Raw genomic sequence first — 22,047 nt, forward strand, 5'->3', positions numbered from 1 at the left:
GCGCGACATCTAGGTTGTCACCATGAGCGATACCCAGGCCCAGTTCGCAGTCTTGAAGCAGACCGCCGATCCCGCGGTGGTCGATGCCATCTCACAACTGATCGCCAAGGGCGAGGACCGCGACCTCAACCGGATCAACCTGTTGGATTTCGCCGCGCGCTACGGCCTGGACGAGGAAAAGGTCATCTCGGCTTTCCTGCATTCGGCGCGGCTCGGGCTGTTCGATCTCACCTGGAATGTGCTGTGCCCCGGCTGCGGTGGCGTGCTCGGCGCGCACAGCACCCTGAAATCGCTACGCCACGACGATTACAATTGCGCGCTATGCGCCCAAGGTTACGAGGCATCGGTCGACGACCGCGTCGAGGTCGCTTTCACGGTCAGCCCGCGCGTCAGGCGCATTGCCGCGCACGATCCCAATACGCTGTCGATCTGGGAATATAACCGCCAGATATTCTGGAGCTCGGGGATGGACCTGAGCGAGGAATCGATCAAGCGTCTGATCGACGAGATATCGCTGGAAGCCATCGAGCTGCCGGCGGGCGAGAAGGCGGTGCTGTCGCTGCAATTGCCCAACCAGTTCGTGATCGTGTTCGAGCCGGTGACGCATTCGGCGCATTTCTTCGATGTCCAGGGCGAGCCGACCCGCGAGCGGCAACAGTTTTCGATCGTCTTCAACAAGCTGCAGGCGCCCACGGGCTCGACGGTGATGCGGCCGGGACCGCTACGGCTGTCGCTAGACAATCAGACCGACCACCGGGTGCTGCCCGCGGTCTGGGTCGCCAACGACACGCTCCATGAGCTGCTCGGCAAGCGCAAGCCGATCCTGACCGCCAAGCGTATGCTGTCCAACCAGACGTTTCGTGATGTCTTCAAGGCGGATAATCTCAACGTCGATCAGCGCCTCAAGATCACCTCGCTGACTTTCCTGTTCACGGACCTCAAGGGCTCCACCGCGCTCTATGAGCGGGTCGGCGATCTCGCCGCCTTCGACCTGGTGCGGGCGCATTTCCACGCGCTGCTCGAAATCATCGCCTCGGAGAAGGGCGCGGTCGTGAAGACGATCGGCGATGCCGTGATGGCGACCTTCATCAGGCCGGAACATGCGATCGTCGCGGGCCTGCGCATGCGGGCGGCAATGGCGACGCTGAATGCCGAGCGCGGCCGGGAGGACCTGATCATCAAGATCGGCATCCACGAAGGGCCATGCCTGGCGGTCATGCTGAACGAGCGACAGGACTATTTCGGTCAGACCGTCAACATCGCTTCAAGGGTGCAGCACCTGTCGACCTCGCAGGAGATCCACATCACGGGACCTGTGATCGAATCGCCGGCCGTTGCCACCATTCTGGCGAAAGAGGCGATCAGGCCGATCCAGAAGGAAGCGGCGCTGCGCGGCATCGCCGACAAGGTGATGGTGTACGAGATACCCTAAACGGCGCTACTCGATCACGATCTCGCCGGTCATGCCGAGCTCGGCGTGGGTCTTGCCGTCGCTGGTCTTGATGTCGCAGCGTAGATCGTTGACGCGGCCGGCCGCGATCGGCACCAGCCACCATTCGGCGGATTGTCCCGGATAGACCTCGATCTCGCGAATCGCGCCCTTGAATTCGGCGAGCGTAACGGTCTTGCCGTTCTGCTGCTGCGTCACCTGCACCTTGCGCGTGAACACCATCTGCGAGAACGCGTGCGAGGTGAAGTAGTGCGGATCGTTGCTCGAATTGCGCAGGATCAGCTTGTAGAGCTTGCCGGTTTCGAACTTGAGTTGCTTCGGCGCGAATTCGTGTTTGCCGGGCGAGCCGAGATCGACCGTCACCTCGATCGGCGTCTGTCGCGACAGGTCACCTGCCGCAAGCGCTGCTCCGGACGCGATTCCCAACACAACGGCAGCACCAAGTGCGAAGCGCAACGAGGCCATGGTCGTCTCCCCTTTGAAAATAGCTTGCTGAAACAATGAGTTCTTTCCCTAGTGCAAATGCGAATGATTTGCAATTGGATATCGACCGACTGCCTGCGGCGAATCGCGCAGTCGGCCATTGGCCGATAGGCCGTGTCTTGCCGAAGCAGCAAGGTTACATGCTTTGAACCGGGCTCCGACCCAACAGAAAAGCGAAGGCGCGCCGTTCGCCGTGGCGGCTTTGGGCACTGCCCAGGTTTCGCGCAGATGCTTGCGTCACACCCAACGTGACGCCGATTTAATCTGCGCGCCCTGTCAGCCACTCATCGCGCGGATTGCGAAGGTCAAGTCTTCGACCCATATTTGCTCGACAGCTTCTTCGAATTTGCAGGTAGATTGATGCTCGACGGACTGCGCCAATTCATTGCCGACATCGTTGCCCCCAACGCGGATCCGGACTTCGCGTTCGACGATACTGGGTATCTTCTCGCGGCGACTGCGCTACTGGTCCACGTCGTCTCGCTCGACGGCGAGCCGAGCGCGCTCGAGAAGCGCAAATTGCACAGTTTGATCGAAAGCCGATTCAAGCTTGATCCCGGGACGGCGGATCATTTGATCGCGTCGGCGACGCGGGCCGAAGGCGAGGCGGTCGATCTCTATCGTTTCACCAGCGTCATCATGCGTTCGGTCAACGAGGAGGGCCGGCTTCGCATCATCGAGATGATGTGGGAAGTGGTATACGCGGACGGCCAGGTCAGTGAGTTCGAGGATAACGTCGTCTGGCGCGCGGCTGACCTGCTCGGCATTTCCTCGCGCGACCGGATCGACCTCAAGCGTCGGGTGGCTGAGCGGCAGCCGGTCTCGTCCGCAGGTGCGCCGAAGGCCGAAGACGCAGCAATGTGACAATGAGCGGCGCAGCCACGCGTCATTGCAGATGACGAAACTTTGATGTGCGCCGCAACCGGTTGCGGCAGCGCGCGATAAGCCTGAAAACATAGAGACTTCAGCGCGTGGAGCACACAGGCCGGCATGGGCCATGTTTGGGGGATGGCTTGCGCCACACCGCGCGCCTATGCTCTCGTTCCCGTGCTGGCGGCATAACCCTGATTTGATTTTTAAGAGCATTCAACCGTGACCGAGCGTGTGACGCTGATTACTGGTGCATCGGCGGGCATAGGCACCGAGCTGGCGCGCGTTTTTGCATCGAAGGGTCATCGCGTGGCGCTGGTGGCGCGGCGCGCTGATCGCCTGGAAGCGTTGGCGACGGAAATCAAGGCGGCCGGCGGCACGGCGCCGATCGTCATCCCCTGCGACCTTGCGCAACCCGACTGCGGCGACAGGATTGCCGAGGCCTTGACCGCCTCCGGCGTGGAAGTTGAATACCTCGTCAACAACGCCGGATTTGGCGTGTTTGGCAGAGCAATCCAGCGCGATCGGTCCAACCAGCTCGAGATAATCGCCGTCAACATCCGCGCGCTGACGGACCTGTCACTGCGGTTTTCCGATCACCTGATCCGCAATCGCGGCGGCCTTCTCAACGTCGGCTCGATCGCGGGCTTTCTGCCGGGGCCGGGAATGGCGGTTTATTACGCGTCCAAGGCCTATGTGCTGTCGTTCACCGAAGCCATGCGCGCAGAACTGGCGCCACATGGCGTGCGCGTGACGGTGTTGTGTCCGGGGCCCGTGCCCTCGGAATTTCAGGCACGCGCGGGATTTAGACCCGGCTATGATTCGTCGATCCTCAATATGTCGTCGGCCGATGTCGCGCAGCAGGCCTACAGCGGATTGATGGCGAACAAACGGGCAGTGTTGCCCGGCCTCGGCATCAAGTTTGTGCCGTTCATGCTCCGGCTGTTTCCGCGCTCCTTTATCCTCGGGGCGATCGGTCGCTTCCAGCTCCGCCAGCGCTGAAGAATCCCCGGGTTTTTCCGGTGTTCTTGCCCGTTCGCACCGCGGGCCGGGGGAGCTGACCGCATCTGGCCCGCGGTTTGCTTACATTTTTGGATGTGTGTGTGAACTCACGCGAAATTAATACTCACTTAGGTATGGTTTCGATTCGAGACACGTGAGCAACGTCGATGTCGTTCCGGTCGAGCAAAAATGGCGACAACATTGTGCCCTTTCCGGGCAGAGGGGCGCTGCCTGCGCTTGCGCCTGACGCCGCATCCCTGTCACCAGTTCTGATCGTGCTCCACCAGGAAAGCTCGACACCCGGCCGGGTTGGCAACGCGCTGCGCGCGCTCGGCTATCCCCTCGATATCAGGCGACCGCGGTTCGGCGACCCGTTGCCGGAAACGCTGGCCCAGCATGCCGGCGCCGTCATCTTCGGCGGCCCGATGAGCGCCAACGACTCCGACGACTATGTCCGCCGCGAGATCGACTGGATCGAAATTCCCTTGCGCGAGCGGCGGCCGTTTCTCGGCATCTGCCTGGGCGCGCAGATGCTCGCCAAGCAATTGGGCGCGCCAGTCGCGCCGCATCATGAAGGCAGGGTCGAGGTCGGTTACTATCCGATCCGCCCAACCGCTGCCGGTCACGCGCTCTGTTCGGACTGGCCGGAGCGCGTCTACCATTGGCACGGCGAAGGATTTCAACTGCCTGACGGCGCCGAACTGCTGGCGGAAGGCGATGACTTTCCGGTGCAGGCGTTTCGGCACGGCCACGCGTTCGGCTTCCAGTTTCATCCCGACGTCACCTACGCCATGATGCATCGCTGGACCACGCGCGGATGCGTGCGGATGGATTCGCCGGGCGCGCAGCCGCGTCACCTTCACTTCGAAGGCCGCGCCGTGCACGACGTCGTCGAACGGGCGTGGCTGAAGAATTTCATTGCAGGCTGGATCGTGCGCGCGCCGCACGCGGCTCTGCTGGAAGCGGCCGAATAGCCGCCACGCGGAATTTCATCCGCGCCACCGCACGTCTTTCAAAGACCGCTGATGTGATAGTGTCGCGCTCCTGAGCCCGCACGGCAATGACAAGAACGACAGGGAGACCCGCGGTGACCTATCAGCATATTCTCTACGAGGTGAGCGACAAGGTCGCGACCATCACGCTCAACCGCCCCGACCGCATGAACGCGTGGACTGCGACCATGGAGCGCGACGTGCGCCACGCGATGGAGGCGGCCAGCACCGACGACGATGTCCGCGTCATCGTGCTCACCGGCGCCGGCCGCGCCTTCTGCGCAGGTGCGGACATGGAGGCGTTGCAGGCCATCGACCCCAGCGAGATCAGGCGCGGCGAGAACGTCCCGCCCTTCGACATGAACCGCCGGGCGGACTGGCAGACGCGCTACGCCTATTATCCGGCGATCCCAAAACCCGTGATCGGCATGCTCAACGGCGCCACCGCCGGCATCGGCCTGGTCCACGCGCTTTATTGCGACCTGCGTTTTGCGGCCGACAACACCGTCTTCACCACCTCGTTTGCGCGCCGCGGGCTGATAGCCGAGCACGGCATTAGCTGGATGCTGCCGCGCATCGTCGGCCACGCCAATGCGCTGGATTTGCTGATGTCGGCGCGGCGAGTCTCAAGCGAGGAAGCGCTGCGGATCGGGCTGGTCAACCGGATCTATCCGCCGGAGCAGTTGCGCGAGCAGACGTATGCCTACGCGCGCGATCTCGCCGATTTCGTCTCGCCCAGCGCGATTTCGGTCATCAAGCGCCAGCTCTATGACGTGCCGTTCCAGACGCTGGCGGAAGCCACCATCGACGCCAACCGCGAAATGCAGATCGCGCTGAAGGGGAGCGATTTCCGGGAGGGGGTAGCGAGTTTTGTCGAGAAGCGTCCGCCGCAGTTTACGGGGAAGTGAGGGGAGCTGACTACTTGCGGATCCAGCCCGTCTTCGCCCGTTGGGCTTCGCCGGGCACCACGCTTCACCCTTCGGGCATCACGTGGCTGCGCCACGCGTAGCCCGAAGGGCGAAGCGTGGTGGAGCCAGGCGGGATCGAACCGCCGACCTCGTCATTGCGAACGACGCGCTCTCCCAGCTGAGCTATGGCCCCGTCGCGACCGCCTCGATATGACCCGAAGCAGCCGACAATCGGCGCCATTTACAGTCCGGCCCAAGGCCAAGTCAAGAACGGTGAAAGTACCGATTTTGGCGTGATTTTGCCGGGAACTTCCCTTGTTTGCGGGGGGATGAACCGATATCTAGCTGTCTATCCCTCCTCGCGAGCTCCCCCTCCCATGCGCGCTATCCTCGACATCGTCATCATTGTCCTTGACCTATACGTCTGGCTTTTGATCGCCGCGGCCATCCTGTCCTGGCTGATCGCCTTCAATGTCGTGAACACGCGCAACGGGTTCGTCGCGGCGGTGGCGGAATTCCTGTACCGGATCACCGAGCCGGCGCTGGCGCCGATTCGCAGGTTCATGCCTAACCTGGGTGGGCTCGACATCTCGCCGATCATCCTGATCCTGATCATCATGCTCTTCCAGCGGGTAATTCTCTACTACATCTATCCCAACGTCATCTGACCGCGAGCACTGATAGCTGACGGATGCCCGATGGATCCCTGGCGCTACTCCACCGACGGCATCAGTGTCGCGCTGCGGGTGACACCGCGGGGCGGCCGCGACGATATCGATGGCATTGAGACGCTCGCCAACGGCCGCTCGGTGGTGAAGGTTCGCGTCCGCGCCATCGCCGACGGCGGCGAGGCGAACCGTGCGGTCACGGAACTGCTGGCGAAGGTGCTCGGCGTCCCGAAGGCGCGGGTGAAAATCCTGTCGGGCATGACCTCGCGCATCAAGCAGGTCGCCGTTGATGGCGATCCCAAGATTCTTGGCGAAACGCTGCGAAAGGTAGCCGCCGCCAAAGCATGATCCGGACCCGGAGGGCCGCGGAAGCGCAAAGTGGGAACCGGCTTTCCGAAAGGATCATGCGTCAAAGCGAAGACGAAGGATTGAGATGACGGCACGCATTATCGACGGAAAGGTCATTGCGGCGGAGCTTCGCGCCCGTGTCGCGGAAGAGGTCGCGCGGGTCAAAGGCGAGCATCAGGTCACGCCGGGCCTTGCGGTGGTTCTGGTCGGCAACGACCCCGCCAGCGAGGTCTATGTCCGCAGCAAGCACACCCAGACCCAGGCCGCCGGCATGGCCTCGTTCGAGCACAAACTGCCCGCCGACGTCGCGCAGGCCGATCTCCTGGCGCTGATCGCAAAGCTCAACCACGATCCCGCCGTGCACGGCATTCTCGTGCAATTGCCGCTGCCGAAATCGCTTCACGCCGAAACCATTATCAACGCGATCGACCCCGCCAAGGATGTCGACGGGCTGCATCCCAACAATGCCGGCCGGCTGGCCGGCGGCTTTGCCGCGCTGTCGCCGTGTACGCCACTCGGCTGCATCATCCTGACCAAGAGCGTGCATGCCTCGCTGGAAGGCATGAACGCGATCGTCATCGGCCGCTCCAACCTGGTTGGCCGCCCGCTGGTGCAATTGCTGCTGAACGAAAATGCGACGGTGACGATCGCGCATTCCCGCTCAAAGGACCTGCCGCAACTCTGCGCGCGCGCCGATCTAATCTATGCCGCGGTCGGCAAGCCCGAGATGGTGCGCGCCGCCTGGGTCAAGCCAGGCGCCACCGTGATCGACGTCGGCATCAACCGCCTGCCTTCGGCCGACGGCAAGACGCGGCTGGTCGGCGATGTCGCCTTCAAGGAAGTCGCCGAGGTCGCCGGTGCGATTACGCCGGTGCCGGGCGGCGTCGGCCAGATGACGGTGGCGTGCCTGTTGGTGAATACGCTACGTGCGGCCTGTGCGATTCACGGCCTGCCGAAGCCAGCGGTGTAGGAGTTACCGTCGTTCCGGGTTCGATGCTGACGCATCGCCCCGGAATGACACTACCTCGTCAGCGGCCACGACGCGCTGAAAGAAGCTACTTCTTCCTGGCGCGCTCGATGCCTTCCAGGATGAGGCGGTGAGCGTCCTCGGCGCCGCACCAGCGCAGCACCTTCACCCATTTGCCCTTCTCGAGATCCTTGTAGTGCTCGAAGAAGTGCTGGATCTGCTGCAGCGTGATGTCGGGCAGGTCGTTGTAGTTCCGGACTTTGTCGTAGCGCTGGGTCAGCTTTGAGGATGGCACGGCGATGATCTTCTCGTCGCCGCCGGCCTCGTCTTCCATCAGCAAGACGCCGACCGGCCGCACGCTCATCACGGCGCCCGGCACGATGGCGCGGGTATTGGCAATCAGCACGTCGCAGGGATCGCCGTCACCGGACAGTGTATGCGGGATGAAGCCGTAATTGCCGGGATAGCGCATCGCCGTATAGAGGAAGCGATCGACCACCAGCGTGCCGGCTTCCTTGTCCATCTCATATTTGATCGGCTCGCCGCCAACGGGCACCTCGATGATGACGTTGACGTCGTGTGGCGGATTTACTCCGATCGGGATGGCGTCAATGCGCATAAGTGGCTCCGCTTGGCGTTAAGGGGCGCGCCAGGAATCAGGCGTGCGTCAGGGTCCCTTTAGACCCGCAGCCGAGCAGGGAAAAGCCTGAAATAGCTTCAGTTGGTCCAGGCAAAAGCGACTTTATCGAGCGATTTGGCCCCGAACTTCTCCGAGGAGCGGGCCACCATGCGACCGCCGAGCGCGCGGTAGAATTCTGTCGCCGGATCGTTGTCGGACAGCGCCCAGATCACCATGCTCTTCAGCCCGCTCTGCATCAGATCGCGCCGGGCGGCGGTGAACAGGCGGCGGCCGAAGCCGAGGCCCTGGAATTCCGGCCGCAGATAAAGCTCGTAGATCTCGCCTTCGAAATGCAGGCTGCGGGCGCGGTTGCGGCCGTAATTGGCGTAGCCCGCGACCTTGTCGCCGAACACCAGCACGCTGACGCGGCTGCCTTTGCGGATTGCGCTGTCCCACCATTGCGGGCCGCGACGGTTAATAAGTTTTTCGAGCTCGGCGCCGGGAATGATGCCCTGATAGGCGGAGCGCCAGGCTTCATCATGGGTAGACGCCACCGCGGCTGCGTCTGCAGCCTTGGCCGGTCGAACCTCGATCAGGGTTGTGCTCATATCCTGATCAAAGCAAGTCGGCGGGCCGGCTTCAAGGTCCATCGTTAATTATCGGTTAACCTGTGGATTTTCTGCATCAGTTTTATGTTGGTCTGTACCGAAAGAGGACAAGGGGGCTGTCTCATCAGGTGTTTGGCCACGGCAATGGCGGCGGAATCGTTGTTAGAATCATCCAACCAAACGGCCCGGTGAAATCCGTTCACGGAAAAATGCGCGGGATTTGATTCGCCGGCGGTATTCTGTTGGTGACTTCGCAATACGCCCTTCCCTCGGCTGCACCAGGCCAGTTCATGCGTCCCCTAAACATGCTTCCTGCGCTGGTCCTCGTCGCCGCGATCGGTGTGAAGGCGGCCGCCGCGCAGCCCAGCCATGGCGCGCAAGGCCCGGAAGGCGAGCCTCACCGGCTGCAACAATGGCTGGTGCCTGCTCCCGATCCTGCCACCGCCGCGCATGCGGTGCTGTTTCGGCCGCCGGGCAAGGGGCCGTTTCCACTTACCGTGATTGCGCACGCCTCCACCCAGAACGTGTTGCGACGGGCGCAGATGCCGCAGCCCGAATACCGCGCGCTCGCCGGATGGCTCGTGGCCCGTGGTTTTGCCGTGCTTGTCCCTGAGCGCCCGGGCCACGGCGCGACGGGCGGAAAATACCTGGAGGATCAGGGCGGTTGCGACGAGGCTGATTACGCCAGGTCTGGCCGCGTCGTGGCGGATGCGATCGCCGCTGCCGCCGGCTTCATACGCAAGCAGCCGTTCATCCGCGCCGAGGGCATGGTCGTGATCGGCCATTCCGCCGGTGCCTGGGGTGCACTGGCGCTGGCCGGCGAAGATCCGAAGAACGTTGCTGCCATCATCGCGTTCGCGCCGGGGCGCGGCGGGCATGCCGATGATTCTTCCAGCCGGGTCTGCGCGCCGCACACACTGATGGCTGCCGCGGGCGAATTCGGCAAGGCCGCACGCGTGAGAGTGACGTGGCTGGTGGCTGCCAATGACAGCTACTTTTCGCCCGCGTTCTCGCGTCAACTGGCCGATGCGTTTCGCGCCGCCGGCGGCAAGGCCGATTTTCGCGTGCTGCCGGCCCTGGGCAGTGAAGGCCACTGGCTGGTGGAAACTGGCGGCGGTGTAACCCTCGCCGGACCTGAACTCGATCGTGCCTTGAGGGCGCGGTCTCGCACCCCGGCGGCCAAGCGATGACGCTGTATTTCCTCGTCAAATATCTCCATGTCCTCGGCGCGGTCGTCATTCTCGGCACCGGCGCCGGCATCGCGTTCTTTATGCTGATGGCCCATCGCAGCCGGGACGTGGCGTTCATCGCGCGCACGGCAGAGACCGTCGTGATCGCCGACATGCTGTTCACGCTGACGGCGGTGCTGCTGCAGCCGGTGAGCGGTGGCGCGCTGATGTGGCTGTCCTCCACCGCGTGGAGCGAGCGTTGGCTGATGATCTCGCTCGGGCTCTATGCGGTGGCGGGGCTGTTCTGGGTGCCGGTCGTCCTCATGCAGATTGAAATGCGCGATCTCGCGCGCAAGGCGGCGGAGCAAAACCGGGAGTTGCCGTCGCGCTATTTCGCACTTTTCCACCGCTGGTTTCTGTTTGGGATTCCCGGGTTTGGGTCAGTCATGGCTATTCTCTGGCTGATGATCGCCAAACCGTTCTAGGCAGCATGAACGCCGACATCCGAAAAATCCTCGTGCTCGGCGCCTCCGGCCTGATCGGCCGCTTCGTGACCGACGATCTGCGCGGGAGGGGATTTCGTGTGGTCGGCGTCGCCCGAAGATTATCCGCCTCGCAGAAGAACGGCGCGCTCGATCTCGAACTGCCGCTTATGTCGATGGATGCGGCAGCACTTGCGCGACTGCTGCGCGATCAAGGCATCGGTGTCGTCGTCAATTGCGTCGGCGTGCTGCAGGACGGCCCCGGCAGCGACACCGCCGCCGTGCATCGCGAATTCGTCGCGCGGCTGTTGCAGGCGATCCGCGAAAGCCGCCTCGCGATCCGGCTGGTGCATATCTCGATCCCCGGTGTCGCCGAGACCGACGCCACCGCCTTCAGCACCACCAAGCGCGAGGCCGAACGGCTGATCGCCGATTCCGGCGTCCCGTACACGATCCTGCGGCCGGGTTTCGTGGTGGCATTGGCCGCCTATGGCGGCAGCGCCATGCTGCGCTCGGTCGCAGCACTTCCGATCGATCTTTCGCCCGCCGAACGGCTGACGCCGTTCCAGCCGGTCGCCATGGAGGATATCGCGGCGACGATCGCCTGGCTTGCCGCGCGCGATCCGGGCGAGGCGAACGCGGTGACGTGGGACCTGATGCAGGAGCAGCCGGTCACGCTCGGCGACGTGATCGATCAATTTCGCGAGGTGTTCGGCACCGGCAAATGGTGGCGCATTGTGATGCCGGCGTTCCTGCTCGATCTCGGCGCCAGGCTCGGCGACCTCACGAGCTTGCTCGGCTGGACGCCGCCGATGCGAACCACCGCGATTGCGGAGCTGCGGCGCGGCGTCAGCGGCAGCCCCGCGGGCTGGATGGCCGCCACCGGCATCATACCGAAGACAATCGGGCAAATGGCGGGAAAACGCGTAGCGACCATCCAGGACAAATGGTTTGCCCGGCTGTTTCCGATCAAGGCCCTGATGATCGCAAGCCTCGTGCTGTTCTGGATCGTCTCCGGCTTCATTGCGCTGGTGATTTCCTATGACGCGGCGGCCGGAATCCTGCGCAGCCACGGTTTTCCGCCGGCGCTCGTCGCCCCCATCACGGTAGGTACCAGCCTGATGGACATGACCATCGGCGTGCTGATCGCGTTCCGCCGCACCTCGGCATTTGGCCTTGTCGCGGGTATCATTGCCTCGCTCGGCTATATGATCGGCGCCGCAATCCTGACGCCGGACCTCTGGATCGAGCCGCTCGGCGCGCTGGTGAAGACGGGACCCGCGGTCGTGCTGATGCTGGTGGCGCTGCTGACGCTGGATAACCGATGAGCCCAAATCCGTGACCCAATGGCCCGATGATGACGTGATCCTCTATGACGGCGTCTGCGTCTTCTGCTCGCGCTGGGTCCGCTTCGTCGCGAAACGCGACGTCGAGCGGAGGTTTCGCTTTACGGCGATCCAGTCGGGGTACGGTACACGACTGGCGCAGACGTTTGGCATCGATCCAAACGATCCCGACACCAACGCGGTAGTGCATGGAGGTGTCGCCTATCTCAAGTCGGACGCCGCGCTGACAGTGGTCGGCATGCTGCCGGGCTGGCGATGGACGCGCGCGCTGTTTACGGTGCCGAAGCCGCTGCGCGACGCGGTCTACAGCCTCGTGGCGAAAAACCGCTATCGAATATTCGGGAAGTATGACGAGTGCTTCGTGCCGGACGCGGAGATGCGGGCGAGGGTGATGGAGTAGGTCGCCGTCATTGCGACCAGTTGGCTCCGCGCAATGACAGCGTAGACGTCAGCGCTTCGTCGTCGCAGCCAAAACTTCCTCTGCCGCCCGCTCACCCGAATCCCTTGCGCCATGCGCGGTCGAGAAGAACTCCGGCGAGGTTGCTTCTCCGGCGAAGAACAGCCGGCCATCGACGGGCGCGGCGAGGACCTCGCGATCTCCCGCATGCCCCGGCAGCGCGTGTGAATAGGAGCCGCGGGCGAAAGGATCATGCGCCCAGCGTGACTCCGCGAGCGGCTTCAGCTTGCGGCGAAAATCGTTGCCGAGGATCGAGACGATCTCGTCGATGCTTGCTGCGGCCAGCGCACCGGGGCCGGCGTCCTCCAGCGATTGCGCAAAGCGGCCGCCGAAAAAGCCCTCGATGCAGGGTTGGCCGAAGGGGCGGATGTGATAGGTGCCCATTTCGGTGCGCATGGTGGCGGCGCGCAGATTGCCCTCGACGGGCAACGCCTCCGGCTCATCCACTGCCAGCGTCACCTTGTCGGCGAGGCCAAGCGGCAGGCCGCGCGCGGCATCGACCTTTTGCGGCAATGGCGGGTGAAAGCGGATCGCCTCGTCGGCGATCAGGCTGGTCGGCACCGTGATGATCACCTTGTCGGCCGTCAGCGTGCCGCGCGACGTCTCGATGCGGACGCGCTTGGTGGAATGATCGATCAGCGTTACGGCGCAATTGAGCGCAAGCGGACACGTGGCGCCATAGGCCGCTATCAGCGCGCCATAGCCGCGGCGGACGCGCCAGTTGATGTCGGTGTCTTCATAGGCGTCCATGTCGAGGATCGAGACCTGGTCGAGCTCGCAGCCGTTGACGTAAGTCGAGATCGCATCGATCATCGGGTTCCAACGATTGCCGGGCTCAAGATAAAGGCTTGCGGCGCAGTCGCGGCCACTCTTCTCGGCTTCCGCCGCTGCTACTTCGGCGCGGTCGTAGAACGCATTGAGCGCGTGCATGAAGTCGTCGCGCTCGGCCTGCGGAAACGCCTTGCCGTGAGCGCGCTCGCGCCAGGGCGGCAGTGACCTGTTGATCTCGAAACCGAGCTGTTCGGCGATTTTGACGAAGGAGTTCTCATCCGCCGAATGCAGCCAGCCGCAGCCGACGTCGAAGGTGACGTCAGGCGAGGCCATGATGGTGTGCGCGCGGCCGCCGACCCGGTCACGCGCTTCCAGCACGATGATGGAGAGGCCGGAATTTTTCAGCGCATTCGCCGCGCCGAGCCCGGCAGCGCCGGCGCCGATGATGGCGACATCGACTGAGGAGGGGAGAGACGTCATGCGCAGGCTCTAGCACGTTCGCCGCGAGGGCTGAATAGGCCGTAACGCCGCCTTGAAGCCAGTTGCCGATTTGCGCGGCCGGCGCAAAGCTGCTTGTCACTCTGCCTGAAGTTGTGTTGAATGAACCATTCCCTTTTTATATTTTTAGGCAGGAATTTTCCCCATGACCGATGCCGAATTCGACAAGGCTCACAAGCGAACGGCGGTGCTCGTCGTCCATGGCATTGGGAGCCAGCGGGCGCTGGAAACCGTACGTGGCGTCATCAAGGGCGTCTGGTTGAACAGTGAAAATCCCTATGACGCGGGCCGAAGGCTGTGGAGCCATCCCCAACGGGACGGCGCGGATATCGACCTGACGGTGATGACAACCAACGAGGTGCCCGAATCAAGGGACAAGCGCGCGGTCGATTTCCACGAACTTTATTGGGCCCACCTGATGAGCGAAACCAAGCCGGTCGCAGTTTTGCTCTGGCTGTACGAGCTTTGCCGAAAGGGCCCGATCATGAAGGAGGGGATCAACGGGCTCTGGTGGGTCGCGTCCATATTCCTGTCTTTCATGAATCTTTCTCTCGCCCTGCTGGCGCTAAAAGGCGCGGTCATTTTTGCGCAAGTCTCTGTCGTCCAGAATCTGCTGGTCGCTCCGTTCCTGCTGATCTTCAGCTCGCTGGTATTCGGCTTCTTTATCGCGCTGAAATGGCAGGCTTTCCGTCTCATCAGAAAGCTTGCCGCGTTTTGCGTGATCGGCGTGATTGTCAGCGCGGTCTACTTTGGCGTTGAGTTCAATCCGCTTTGGGAGCCGACGGAGAAATTACCGGATGCGGCCGAGCTCGCCACCATCGTAGCGCTCCCAACGCTGATCGGCTTGATCGCCACCTATCTCCTAACCGGAGAACCCGGCTTGCGGGCGTTCTGGCGTGCGCTTCTAATATCGCTGATCGTGGCCGGCATGTTCGTCGGCGTCGACCGACTCTGGCATTCGGACACGCCCTTTGTGGAGACTTTGGTTACGGCTTGGCCCTGGGGCTTGAACTCACCCTGGAGCGCGCCGGTGGCCTTTGCCATCCTGGGCATCTATCTCATCGTCAACGCGGCGTTCCTGCAGCCATATCTCGGCGACGCGGCGCGCTATTTCCGTGCCTCGCCGGCCAATGTCGCAGTGCGCCGCGCGATCCGAATGGAGGCGGTCAACGCGCTTCATAACCTGCACCAGAGTGGCTATTACGACCGCATCATCGTCGTGGCCCACAGCCTCGGAACCGTCGTCGCATATGACATGCTGCGCGCCTATTTCAGCCGGATTTGCCGAGATCTGCCTCCAGTCACGACCTTCGGAACCGATTTTGACGAGATCGACACCGCCTCCTGGCAGCCAAGCGGCACGGCATCCGCCGCCGACAAGAAGACCCTGCGGGAGAAAGCGCGACGTGCCGTCGCGAGCATCGCGGCGGCAGCGGAAAAGGCCGGTCAAGATAAAAAGACAAAGACATGGCTAGTGACCGATTTCGTAACACTAGGAAGCGCACTGAGCCATGCGACCTTCCTGATGTGCATCGGCAATACCCGCCGTCTTCTCGAATCCGATTTCTGCCGTCGCGTTGCCGAGCGCGAATTCCCGACTTGCCCGCCGAAACGTCTCGACAATGACGGCCTGCTTACTTTTCGCAACCCGAAGACAGGGCAGAAACAGGTCCATCATGGCGCACTGTTCGGCCTGACCCGATGGACCAACATCTTTTTTCCGATGGTGCAGATCTTCTGGGGCGACGCGATCGGCGGCAAGCTCGCGCCGATCTTCGGGTCGCACATCGTCGACTACCCGGTCGCGACGCGCGGGGATGGCGCCGCGGACTTCTTCACCCATACCGCCTATTGGGACGTTTGCCGCGAGCCTGAAACGTTTCAGGCCCCGCATGTCATCGCGCTTCAGGAGGCCATCGACCTTGCGGATAATGGCAAGGCCGTCGCCGTGGTCGACAGCGCCCTGGCATCCAACGCAGCAGGATAGTTTACGCCACCGCTTCCTTGGCCTTTTCCGCGCGCTTGCGGTCGTTGGCGTCGAGGAACTTCTTGCGCAGGCGGATCGACTTCGGCGTCACTTCGACCAGCTCGTCGTCCTCGATATAGGCCAGCGCCTTTTCCAGCGTCATCCTGATCGGGGGCGTCAGGCGCACCGCCTCGTCCTTCGACGTGGTGCGGATGTTGGTGAGCTGCTTGCCCTTGAGCACATTGATCTCGAGGTCGTTGTCGCGGGTGTGCTCGCCGACGATCATGCCCTTGTAGACCTTCCAGCCGGGCTCGATCATCATCGGGCCGCGATCTTCCAGCTTGAACATCGCGTAAGCCACCGCTTCGCCCTGGTCGTTGGAGATCAGCACGCCGTTGCGGCGGCCCTGGATGTCGCCCTTGTAGGGCGCATAGCCGTGGAACAGGCGGTTCATGATCGCGGTGCCGCGGGTATCGGTGAGCAGTTCGCCCTGATAGCCGATCAGGCCGCGGGTCGGCGCGTAGAACACCAGCCGCAGGCGGTTGCCGCCGGAAGGGCGCATCTCGATCATCTCGGCCTTGCGCTCGCTCATCTTCTGCACGACGACGCCGGAGTGCTCCTCGTCGACGTCGATCACGACTTCCTCGATCGGCTCCTGCCACTGGCCGGTGGCTTCGTCCTTCTGCAGCACGACGCGCGGACGCGACACCGAAAGCTCAAAGCCTTCGCGGCGCATGGTCTCGATCAGGATCGCGAGCTGCAATTCGCCGCGGCCCGATACTTCCATGGAATCCTTGTCGGCGGCCTCGACCACGCGCAGCGCGACGTTGCCTTCGGCCTCGCGCAGCAGGCGGTCGCGGATCATGCGCGAAGTCACCTTGTCGCCTTCGGTGCCGGCGAGCGGCGAGTTATTGACGATGAACGACATCGACACCGTCGGCGGATCGATCGGCTGCGCCACCAGCGGCGTCTCGACGGAAGGATCGCAGAAGGTGTCGGCGACGGTGCCTTTGGTCAGGCCCGCAATCGCGACGATGTCGCCGGCTTCGGCTTCATCCAGCGGGGTGCGCTCGATGCCACGGAAGGCGAGGATCTTTGTGATACGCCCTTGTTCGATCGTCTTGCCGTCAGCGCCCAGCACCTTCACCTGCTGGTTCGGCTTGATGGCGCCCGAGGTGATGCGGCCGGTGATGATGCGGCCGAGATAGGGATTGGCTTCCAGAATGGTGCCGATCATCCGGAACGGGCCCTGCTCGACGCTCGGCGGCGCGACATGGCGCACGATCAGATCGAACAGCGGCTGCATGCCGGCTTCCTGCGAGCCGTCCGGGCTGTCGGCCATCCAGCCCTGCTTGGCCGACCCGTAAAGAATCGGGAAATCGAGCTGCTCCTCGCTGGCGTCGAGCGCCGCGAACAGGTCGAACACCTCGTTGATGACTTCGGTCGGGCGCGCATCGGGACGATCGACCTTGTTGATCACGACGATCGGCTTCAGCCCGACCTTGAGCGCCTTGGAGACCACGAACTTGGTTTGCGGCAGCGGGCCTTCGGCGGCGTCGACCAGCACCAGCGCGCCGTCCACCATGTTCAGGATGCGCTCGACCTCGCCGCCGAAATCGGCGTGGCCGGGGGTGTCGACGATGTTGATACGGGTGTCCTTCCACTGCACCGAGGCGGCCTTAGCCAGAATGGTGATGCCGCGCTCGCGCTCCAGGTCGTTGGAGTCCATCGCGCGCTCGGTGACCTTCTGGTTCTCGCGATAGGTACCGGATTGCTGCAGCAGACGGTCGACGAGGGTGGTCTTGCCGTGGTCGACGTGGGCGATGATGGCGACGTTACGAAGGTTCATGGCTCTTCTTCTGGTCGTGCATGTGGAGGCGCGATCTCACCGGAAAACCGGGACCCACTTTTCCGGATCGCGCTCAAACCTGGGATGCGAACGGGGCCATGGCTCAAACCTGGCCCCAAAAAGGAAGCCCGGCCAAAAGGACCGGGCACACCTTACGCGTTGCGGCGCAATATATTCAGAAAACGCCAAAAAACAATGGTTCGTTTGGCATTTGGTTAGCCGATTTGGGCATGGCGCCGGGTTCAATTGCCCGTTTCAGGGGCGGGATAAACTGCGCAAACCTCGTCAAAATGAGCTTTGACCGCCCCATTTCAGCGGCAGGACCGGTTCCATAGCGATCGCACATGGTCGAGACGTGCTTCGTCATGCTCTAGACCGGCTTCGGATCGAGCGTCGTCGACCACAGCGCAACATCGGCGCGGTCGCGCAAGGTCACCGTCATCTGTCCGCTGCCGCCGTCGATCCTGACGTGGCCGAAAAACTGCATTCCAGCGGACGGCGGCAAATTCTGTTTGCCAGCCCCCGGCGCCTTGATGAACTTCACCTCGGGTCCGAACGTGTTGTCGAGGTCGTTCGGGCCGAAGGTGCCGGCATGCAGCGGCCCGGCGACAAACTCCCAGAACGGGTCGAATTCTTGAAACTGCGCTCTGTCGGGATTGTAGTAATGCGCGGCCGCGTAGTGCACATCCGCCGTCAGCCACACGATGTTGACCACGCCCGACGTCTTGATGAAACGCAGGAGATCGGCGATCTCCAGCTCGCGGCCGCGCGGTGGGCCGTCGCTTTGCGCAACGGCTTCCGAGCCTTTTCTGTTGCGCGCATCGTCATAGACGATGATGCTGAGCGGCATGTCGGATGCGATCACCTTCCAGGTGGCGCGTGAGTTCAACAGTTCCCGTTTCAGCCACGCGAGCTGCGCCGGCCCGAGAAAAAAACTTTCCGCCCCGTAGGCGGTCTCCTGGTTCGCGCCATTCGGTCCGCGATAGCTGCGCTCGTCCAGCATGAACACGTCGAGATGCGGGCCATAACGCAGCGTGCGGTAGACCCGTCCCGGCTCCGTGATGCTCGCGCGAATCGGATACATCTCGTGGAAGGCGCGCGCTGAGCGGGCCGCGAGCAGGGCGAGGTTGCGCTCCTTGTAGGCGGCAGGCAGTTCCTTGGACGACGACCAGTTGTTGACGACCTCGTGGTCGTCCCACTGCACGAAGATCGGTACCTCGGCATTGAACGCGCGCAGATGCTCATCCATGAAATTGTACTTGTGCGCGGCGCGGAATTCGTCGGTCGTTTCGGCGACCTTTGCTTTCTCGGGCGTCGTCACGTTCTTCCAGACCTTGCCGTCGGCAAGCGTCACCTCGCTCTTGATCGGGCCGTCGGCATAGATGGTGTCGCCCGAGTGCAGCAGGAAATCCGGGCGATGCTTGCGCATGGTGGAGAAGGTGAGCATGCCGCCGTCATCCGGGTTGATACCCCAGCCCTGTCCGGCAACGTCGCCGCCCCAAACGAAACTGACGTCGCGGCGGTCGCCAGGTGCGGTGCGAAACCGCCCGACCACCGGCTCGCTTTCGATGCCGGTATGGGCGAGGTCGCGAAACCGGACGCGATAGAAGATCTCCTGCCCGGCAGGCAGGTTCTCCAGCAGCATTTTCGCGGTGAAGTCGCTTTCGGGCAGCGCCGCGATCGGCGGCAAAGCCCGTGCGTTGGCAAAGGATTCATTCGTGGCGACCTCGACCAGCATTTGCGAGGGCCGGTCGGCGCGCGCCCATACCACGCCGCCGTCAGCGCCGACATCGCCCGACTGCACGCCGGAGGTGACCACGGGCCGGTCCGCGGCGCGGCTGAGATAAGGCGTCGCAATGACGCCGATGGCGCCTGCTCCGGCGGTCGCGAGGAAATGACGCCGCGAAATTCCAGGAAGGCGGTTGCGGGAAATCCTGAACCTCATGCGGGCCTCTCCGGATCTGGCGCGGGTGCAGTGTAGCACCGTCAGACCTAGAAAGAATTGATGACGGCCCGATTACCGTGTTGGCAGATCAGGCGTTGCCGGCCGCGCGGAACTGCGCGCTGGCGCGTTGCAGGTTTTGCGGCATGCTCAGCAACAGCGCCTTGCGGTCGGCGACCGCGTTGTGGAATTGCTCGATCGCGATGTTGAAAGCGGTCAACGTGCCTTCCTCGATCGTGCCGTGTTCGTAGCACAGCAGCGTGTGGCGCAAAATGTCGTCCGCTTCCGCCTGCATCTGGTCGAGCTCGTCCATCGAATCGCACTGGCGGGCGGCGCTGAGCATGTCGAGAAGCCGGTCGCGCTGCGATGTGTTGACGTTGCGCTCGTCCTTCTTGAGATAGCCGGCAAACCACGCGCCGGCGGAGCCCATCGCCGACATCGCCATCAACGTCCACCAGATGTAATCGCTGTAACGGTCGAGAAAGGTCTTTTCCTCGCCGTCGACAAAGGCGGCGGCGCCGGGATGCACGGGAATCGTGGCGTCCTTGTCGGTGTCGGGCGTTTCGATCTTTGCGGTGAGCGGAAATTCGTTCTTCAGGATTTGCCGGATGGCGAACAGTTGGCGGGTAAAAGCGGCGATGGTCGATTCCGAAATGCCTCTGCGCGCCACGATGTGATGCGCGAAACTGATGGTCTTGACCTCTGCCTCGGGCTTGTCCGGCGCGCCGCCAAAGGTCCCGGCGGGAATTTCGGAAGCCTCGTAGGCGGGGTGGTTCTGCGCAATCGCCTCCGCCGAATCGATCGCCAGGAATTTCGGCGAGCCGCCGTCGCGCGTCGAAGCCGCGATCGCGTCCGAAGTGATTTTGCTGTTGACCGGGCCGGCCGCGAGATAGGCATCCGCCTTCTGGCTGCGAATGGCTTCCGCGGCCTCGTTGGCCGGAAACTGAACAATCTCGACCTTGCCGGGATCGACGCCGTATTGGCGCAGGATCACCTTGAGCAAATTGACATTGGCCTGGGTGCGGCCGACCACGCCGATGCGACGGCCGGCGAGCTGCGTAATGTTCTTGATTTCGGGCGCGGCCTTCCTGCCCCCGGCAGCCTTGGCCTTGCCGGCCGACGGCACCCATAACACCGCGACGTTCTTGCGCAGCGTTGCCACGGCCTGCGCGTTCTTCGGCACCTCGAGGTCGCCGCGGATGATGGCGAGATCGGCTTTGCCTTCGCCGAGCAGGTTGGCGCTCGCGAGCGCACCGTCAGTTTGCACCGGACGCAGCCGGACCTGGCTGTTTCGGGGATTATTGAAGGCCTGCGCCAGATTCTGAACCACCTTGAGATCGTCGCTGTTGGCAGGGCCAACCGCGATCCGCAGCGTTACTGGCCGCATCGCAAAGTAATAGCCGGCCGCCAGCGCGCCGACGACGGCCAGCACGCCGGCCAGCGTCACGAATGTCAGCCGTCGTTTCGCAGAGCGGGGCGAGGGGGCGGCCGGCGTTTCCGCAGAATGGGGGCCGTCGGTCATCAATCCCCGTAGGTTTGAGGGTGGAATCTTCACGCAGCCGGCACGCTTCGCTCAGCATTCTAGCAAATTTTCCCGCGGAACCTTTGTTACATCTCTGTCATGGTTACCGGCGTCCGGGGCCGCCATTCGACGCACCTTGCTTGCCAATTTTGGGCATGGGGATCCCCGAGGCCGCCTTGGGTGTTAGGCTTGGATGTTAGGTGACGGGCTGATTCAAGCGCGGAGGCGATCATGGCGGAACGGCTGTCGGCAGAAGCGCGAAAATCGGCGCTGGCGGAACTGACCGGCTGGTCGGAAACGGCCGGCCGCGAGGCGATTGCCCGCACCTTCACTTTCAAGGACTTCAACGAGGCGTTCGGTTTCATGTCCCGCGCCGCTCTCGTGGCCGAAAAGAACGACCACCACCCGGAATGGAAGAACGTCTACAAGACGGTGGAAGTGGTGCTGGCGACCCATGACGCTGGCGGCGTCACCAGGCGCGACATCGATCTGGCCAGGGCCATGAACGCCATCGCCGGGCAATTGGGCGTCGCCTGAGGTCGCCTCGCCGCGATCTTGCGGGGTGGGGCGGACATCCCCAATTCTTCATTCGTACATGTTGGCCGCGGCGATCTGCCGCGCCGGATGCGAGGGGAGCGCCGCGATGGCATCGTCCGATCACACCGCGGGTTTTGAGCCGGCCGACCGGCTGGTGCAGGACCGCGAGAATGTGCGCCGGCGCTTCTGGATCAAGTTCAAGCGGGTGGTGGCGCAGCTTCCGTTCGCCGAGGATCTGCTCGCGGCATACTATTGTGCATTCGACAAGGAGACGCCGCGTCACGTGCAGGCGGCGCTGCTCGGCGCCGTCGCCTACTTCATCCTGCCGCTCGATTTCATGCCGGACGTGATGCCGCTGCTCGGATTCACCGACGATGCGGCTGTGCTCGCCACCGCCATCCGCTTGGTCGCAAGTCACATCACGCAGGAGCATCGCGATGCCGCCCGCGCTGCGCTGAAGCGCGGGATCGACGCTGGTGAAGCGACGGAATAGCGGATGGCAAAAGCCCGTTCCGCTTGAATCGGAACGGGCTTTTGATTTTCTAGCCTTGATGAACCGGCCGCCGCCCCGGACCAAATCCGACGCCGGCTTC

22 protein-coding genes and 1 tRNA gene are annotated in these 22,047 nt (G+C 63.1%); 15 read left to right on the forward strand and 8 right to left on the reverse strand.

The features are described from left to right. The first annotated feature begins 22 nt into the window (after positions 1 to 22). Positions 23 to 1,432, forward strand: a complete 1,410-nt coding sequence (locus V1292_RS08640; protein WP_334371794.1) for an adenylate/guanylate cyclase domain-containing protein — start codon at positions 23 to 25, stop codon at positions 1,430 to 1,432. Positions 1,433 to 1,438: 6 nt separating this feature from the next. On the opposite strand, the gene V1292_RS08645 is transcribed toward V1292_RS08640, so the two are convergent. After that, positions 1,439 to 1,915 carry a hypothetical protein gene (locus V1292_RS08645; RefSeq protein WP_334371796.1) on the reverse strand — a complete coding sequence of 159 codons (477 nt, stop codon included), beginning with the start codon at positions 1,913 to 1,915 and terminating at the stop codon, positions 1,439 to 1,441. 378 nt (positions 1,916 to 2,293) lie between these two features. On the opposite strand from V1292_RS08645, the gene V1292_RS08650 reads away from it, so the two are divergent. The 4 genes from V1292_RS08650 (at position 2,294) to V1292_RS08665 (ending at position 5,705) form a co-directional block, all read left to right on the forward strand. Then, positions 2,294 to 2,797, forward strand: coding sequence for a tellurite resistance TerB family protein (locus V1292_RS08650; protein ID WP_334371798.1), 504 nt, complete (start codon positions 2,294 to 2,296; stop codon positions 2,795 to 2,797). Between the two features lie 228 nt (positions 2,798 to 3,025). After that, a complete protein-coding gene (locus V1292_RS08655) occupies positions 3,026 to 3,805 on the forward strand; it encodes an SDR family NAD(P)-dependent oxidoreductase (protein WP_334371800.1) in 780 nt (259 codons plus the stop codon). 167 nt (positions 3,806 to 3,972) lie between these two features. Continuing rightward, a complete protein-coding gene (locus V1292_RS08660; protein ID WP_334371802.1) occupies positions 3,973 to 4,779 on the forward strand; it encodes a glutamine amidotransferase in 807 nt (268 codons plus the stop codon). A 113-nt stretch (positions 4,780 to 4,892) separates the two neighbouring features. Continuing rightward, entirely contained in the window at positions 4,893 to 5,705 is an 813-nt protein-coding gene (locus tag V1292_RS08665; protein WP_334371804.1) for an enoyl-CoA hydratase, read from the forward strand. 117 nt (positions 5,706 to 5,822) lie between these two features. Here V1292_RS08665 and V1292_RS08670 read toward each other — a convergent pair. Then, positions 5,823 to 5,898: transfer RNA gene (locus V1292_RS08670), tRNA-Ala, on the reverse strand. Positions 5,899 to 6,082: 184 nt separating this feature from the next. Here V1292_RS08670 and V1292_RS08675 point away from each other — a divergent pair. From V1292_RS08675 to folD, 3 genes are all read left to right on the forward strand, one after another. Further along, entirely contained in the window at positions 6,083 to 6,373 is a 291-nt protein-coding gene (locus tag V1292_RS08675) for a YggT family protein (protein WP_334371807.1), read from the forward strand. Positions 6,374 to 6,403: 30 nt separating this feature from the next. Continuing rightward, positions 6,404 to 6,721: a DUF167 domain-containing protein gene (locus V1292_RS08680; protein ID WP_028348404.1), complete on the forward strand. Its 318-nt coding sequence runs from the start codon at positions 6,404 to 6,406 to the stop codon at positions 6,719 to 6,721. A gap of 85 nt (positions 6,722 to 6,806) precedes the next feature. Next, the gene (gene folD, locus V1292_RS08685) at positions 6,807 to 7,691 is read left to right on the forward strand and encodes a bifunctional methylenetetrahydrofolate dehydrogenase/methenyltetrahydrofolate cyclohydrolase FolD (RefSeq protein ID WP_334371809.1); all 885 of its coding nucleotides are present in this window, start codon (positions 6,807 to 6,809) and stop codon (positions 7,689 to 7,691) included. 85 nt (positions 7,692 to 7,776) lie between these two features. Here folD and ppa read toward each other — a convergent pair whose 3' ends face one another. Both ppa and V1292_RS08695 read right to left on the reverse strand, forming a co-directional pair. After that, positions 7,777 to 8,307: an inorganic diphosphatase gene (gene ppa / locus V1292_RS08690; protein ID WP_334371810.1), complete on the reverse strand. Its 531-nt coding sequence runs from the start codon at positions 8,305 to 8,307 to the stop codon at positions 7,777 to 7,779. A gap of 98 nt (positions 8,308 to 8,405) precedes the next feature. After that, positions 8,406 to 8,915, reverse strand: a complete 510-nt coding sequence (locus V1292_RS08695) for a GNAT family N-acetyltransferase (protein WP_057842744.1) — start codon at positions 8,913 to 8,915, stop codon at positions 8,406 to 8,408. A 290-nt stretch (positions 8,916 to 9,205) separates the two neighbouring features. Here V1292_RS08695 and V1292_RS08700 point away from each other — a divergent pair, with 290 nt between their 5' ends. From V1292_RS08700 to V1292_RS08715, 4 genes are read left to right on the forward strand one after another with little or no spacing between them, the layout of a single operon-like run. Further along, on the forward strand, positions 9,206 to 10,105 hold the full coding sequence (locus V1292_RS08700) for an alpha/beta hydrolase family protein (protein ID WP_334371812.1): 900 nt from the start codon (positions 9,206 to 9,208) through the stop codon (positions 10,103 to 10,105). Beyond that, positions 10,102 to 10,569 carry a DUF2269 family protein gene (locus V1292_RS08705; protein WP_334371814.1) on the forward strand — a complete coding sequence of 156 codons (468 nt, stop codon included), beginning with the start codon at positions 10,102 to 10,104 and terminating at the stop codon, positions 10,567 to 10,569. Before V1292_RS08700 ends, V1292_RS08705 begins: the two co-directional genes overlap by 4 nt. Positions 10,570 to 10,574: 5 nt before the next feature. Beyond that, entirely contained in the window at positions 10,575 to 11,894 is a 1,320-nt protein-coding gene (locus V1292_RS08710; protein ID WP_334371816.1) for an SDR family oxidoreductase, read from the forward strand. Positions 11,895 to 11,904: 10 nt separating this feature from the next. Further along, positions 11,905 to 12,312, forward strand: a complete 408-nt coding sequence (locus tag V1292_RS08715) for a thiol-disulfide oxidoreductase DCC family protein (RefSeq protein ID WP_334371819.1) — start codon at positions 11,905 to 11,907, stop codon at positions 12,310 to 12,312. A 48-nt stretch (positions 12,313 to 12,360) separates the two neighbouring features. Here V1292_RS08715 and V1292_RS08720 read toward each other — a convergent pair whose 3' ends face one another. Then, on the reverse strand, positions 12,361 to 13,620 hold the full coding sequence (locus V1292_RS08720) for a flavin monoamine oxidase family protein (RefSeq protein WP_334371821.1): 1,260 nt from the start codon (positions 13,618 to 13,620) through the stop codon (positions 12,361 to 12,363). A gap of 163 nt (positions 13,621 to 13,783) precedes the next feature. Here V1292_RS08720 and V1292_RS08725 point away from each other — a divergent pair, with 163 nt between their 5' ends. Next, positions 13,784 to 15,625: a hypothetical protein gene (locus V1292_RS08725; RefSeq protein WP_334371823.1), complete on the forward strand. Its 1,842-nt coding sequence runs from the start codon at positions 13,784 to 13,786 to the stop codon at positions 15,623 to 15,625. A gap of 1 nt (position 15,626) precedes the next feature. Here the strand turns inward: V1292_RS08725 and typA are convergent, their stop codons facing one another. From typA to V1292_RS08740, 3 genes are all read right to left on the reverse strand, one after another. After that, on the reverse strand, positions 15,627 to 17,453 hold the full coding sequence (gene typA, locus V1292_RS08730; protein ID WP_334371825.1) for a translational GTPase TypA: 1,827 nt from the start codon (positions 17,451 to 17,453) through the stop codon (positions 15,627 to 15,629). Positions 17,454 to 17,823: 370 nt separating this feature from the next. After that, on the reverse strand, positions 17,824 to 19,398 hold the full coding sequence (locus V1292_RS08735; protein ID WP_334371827.1) for an alkaline phosphatase D family protein: 1,575 nt from the start codon (positions 19,396 to 19,398) through the stop codon (positions 17,824 to 17,826). Positions 19,399 to 19,486: 88 nt separating this feature from the next. Continuing rightward, a complete protein-coding gene (locus V1292_RS08740) occupies positions 19,487 to 20,917 on the reverse strand; it encodes a TAXI family TRAP transporter solute-binding subunit (protein ID WP_334371828.1) in 1,431 nt (476 codons plus the stop codon). Between the two features lie 228 nt (positions 20,918 to 21,145). On the opposite strand from V1292_RS08740, the gene V1292_RS08745 reads away from it, so the two are divergent. Together V1292_RS08745 and V1292_RS08750 are read left to right on the forward strand one after the other, a co-directional pair. Beyond that, on the forward strand, positions 21,146 to 21,454 hold the full coding sequence (locus V1292_RS08745) for a 4a-hydroxytetrahydrobiopterin dehydratase (RefSeq protein ID WP_334376973.1): 309 nt from the start codon (positions 21,146 to 21,148) through the stop codon (positions 21,452 to 21,454). 106 nt (positions 21,455 to 21,560) lie between these two features. After that, positions 21,561 to 21,947, forward strand: a complete 387-nt coding sequence (locus tag V1292_RS08750) for a YkvA family protein (protein ID WP_334371830.1) — start codon at positions 21,561 to 21,563, stop codon at positions 21,945 to 21,947. Positions 21,948 to 22,047: the final 100 nt, after the last annotated feature.

Source organism: Bradyrhizobium sp. AZCC 1719 (assembly GCF_036924525.1).
Taxonomy (GTDB): Bacteria; Pseudomonadota; Alphaproteobacteria; order Rhizobiales; family Xanthobacteraceae; genus Bradyrhizobium.

Excerpts from the sequence above, each read along its gene's own strand:
- V1292_RS08640 (WP_334371794.1), top strand. The coding sequence starts at position 23 with ATGAGCGATACCCAGGCCCAGTTCGCAGTCTTGAAGCAGACCGCCGAT.
- V1292_RS08645 (WP_334371796.1), bottom strand. The coding sequence starts at position 1,915 with ATGGCCTCGTTGCGCTTCGCACTTGGTGCTGCCGTTGTGTTGGGAATC.
- V1292_RS08650 (WP_334371798.1), top strand. The coding sequence starts at position 2,294 with ATGCTCGACGGACTGCGCCAATTCATTGCCGACATCGTTGCCCCCAAC.
- V1292_RS08660 (WP_334371802.1), top strand. The coding sequence starts at position 3,973 with ATGTCGTTCCGGTCGAGCAAAAATGGCGACAACATTGTGCCCTTTCCG.
- V1292_RS08675 (WP_334371807.1), top strand. The coding sequence starts at position 6,083 with ATGCGCGCTATCCTCGACATCGTCATCATTGTCCTTGACCTATACGTC.
- V1292_RS08680 (WP_028348404.1), top strand. The coding sequence starts at position 6,404 with ATGGATCCCTGGCGCTACTCCACCGACGGCATCAGTGTCGCGCTGCGG.
- folD (WP_334371809.1), top strand. The coding sequence starts at position 6,807 with ATGACGGCACGCATTATCGACGGAAAGGTCATTGCGGCGGAGCTTCGC.
- ppa (WP_334371810.1), bottom strand. The coding sequence starts at position 8,307 with ATGCGCATTGACGCCATCCCGATCGGAGTAAATCCGCCACACGACGTC.
- V1292_RS08695 (WP_057842744.1), bottom strand. The coding sequence starts at position 8,915 with ATGAGCACAACCCTGATCGAGGTTCGACCGGCCAAGGCTGCAGACGCA.
- V1292_RS08700 (WP_334371812.1), top strand. The coding sequence starts at position 9,206 with ATGCGTCCCCTAAACATGCTTCCTGCGCTGGTCCTCGTCGCCGCGATC.
- V1292_RS08705 (WP_334371814.1), top strand. The coding sequence starts at position 10,102 with ATGACGCTGTATTTCCTCGTCAAATATCTCCATGTCCTCGGCGCGGTC.
- V1292_RS08710 (WP_334371816.1), top strand. The coding sequence starts at position 10,575 with ATGAACGCCGACATCCGAAAAATCCTCGTGCTCGGCGCCTCCGGCCTG.
- V1292_RS08720 (WP_334371821.1), bottom strand. The coding sequence starts at position 13,620 with ATGACGTCTCTCCCCTCCTCAGTCGATGTCGCCATCATCGGCGCCGGC.
- V1292_RS08725 (WP_334371823.1), top strand. The coding sequence starts at position 13,784 with ATGACCGATGCCGAATTCGACAAGGCTCACAAGCGAACGGCGGTGCTC.
- typA (WP_334371825.1), bottom strand. The coding sequence starts at position 17,453 with ATGAACCTTCGTAACGTCGCCATCATCGCCCACGTCGACCACGGCAAG.
- V1292_RS08735 (WP_334371827.1), bottom strand. The coding sequence starts at position 19,398 with ATGAGGTTCAGGATTTCCCGCAACCGCCTTCCTGGAATTTCGCGGCGT.
- V1292_RS08740 (WP_334371828.1), bottom strand. The coding sequence starts at position 20,917 with ATGACCGACGGCCCCCATTCTGCGGAAACGCCGGCCGCCCCCTCGCCC.
- V1292_RS08750 (WP_334371830.1), top strand. The coding sequence starts at position 21,561 with ATGGCATCGTCCGATCACACCGCGGGTTTTGAGCCGGCCGACCGGCTG.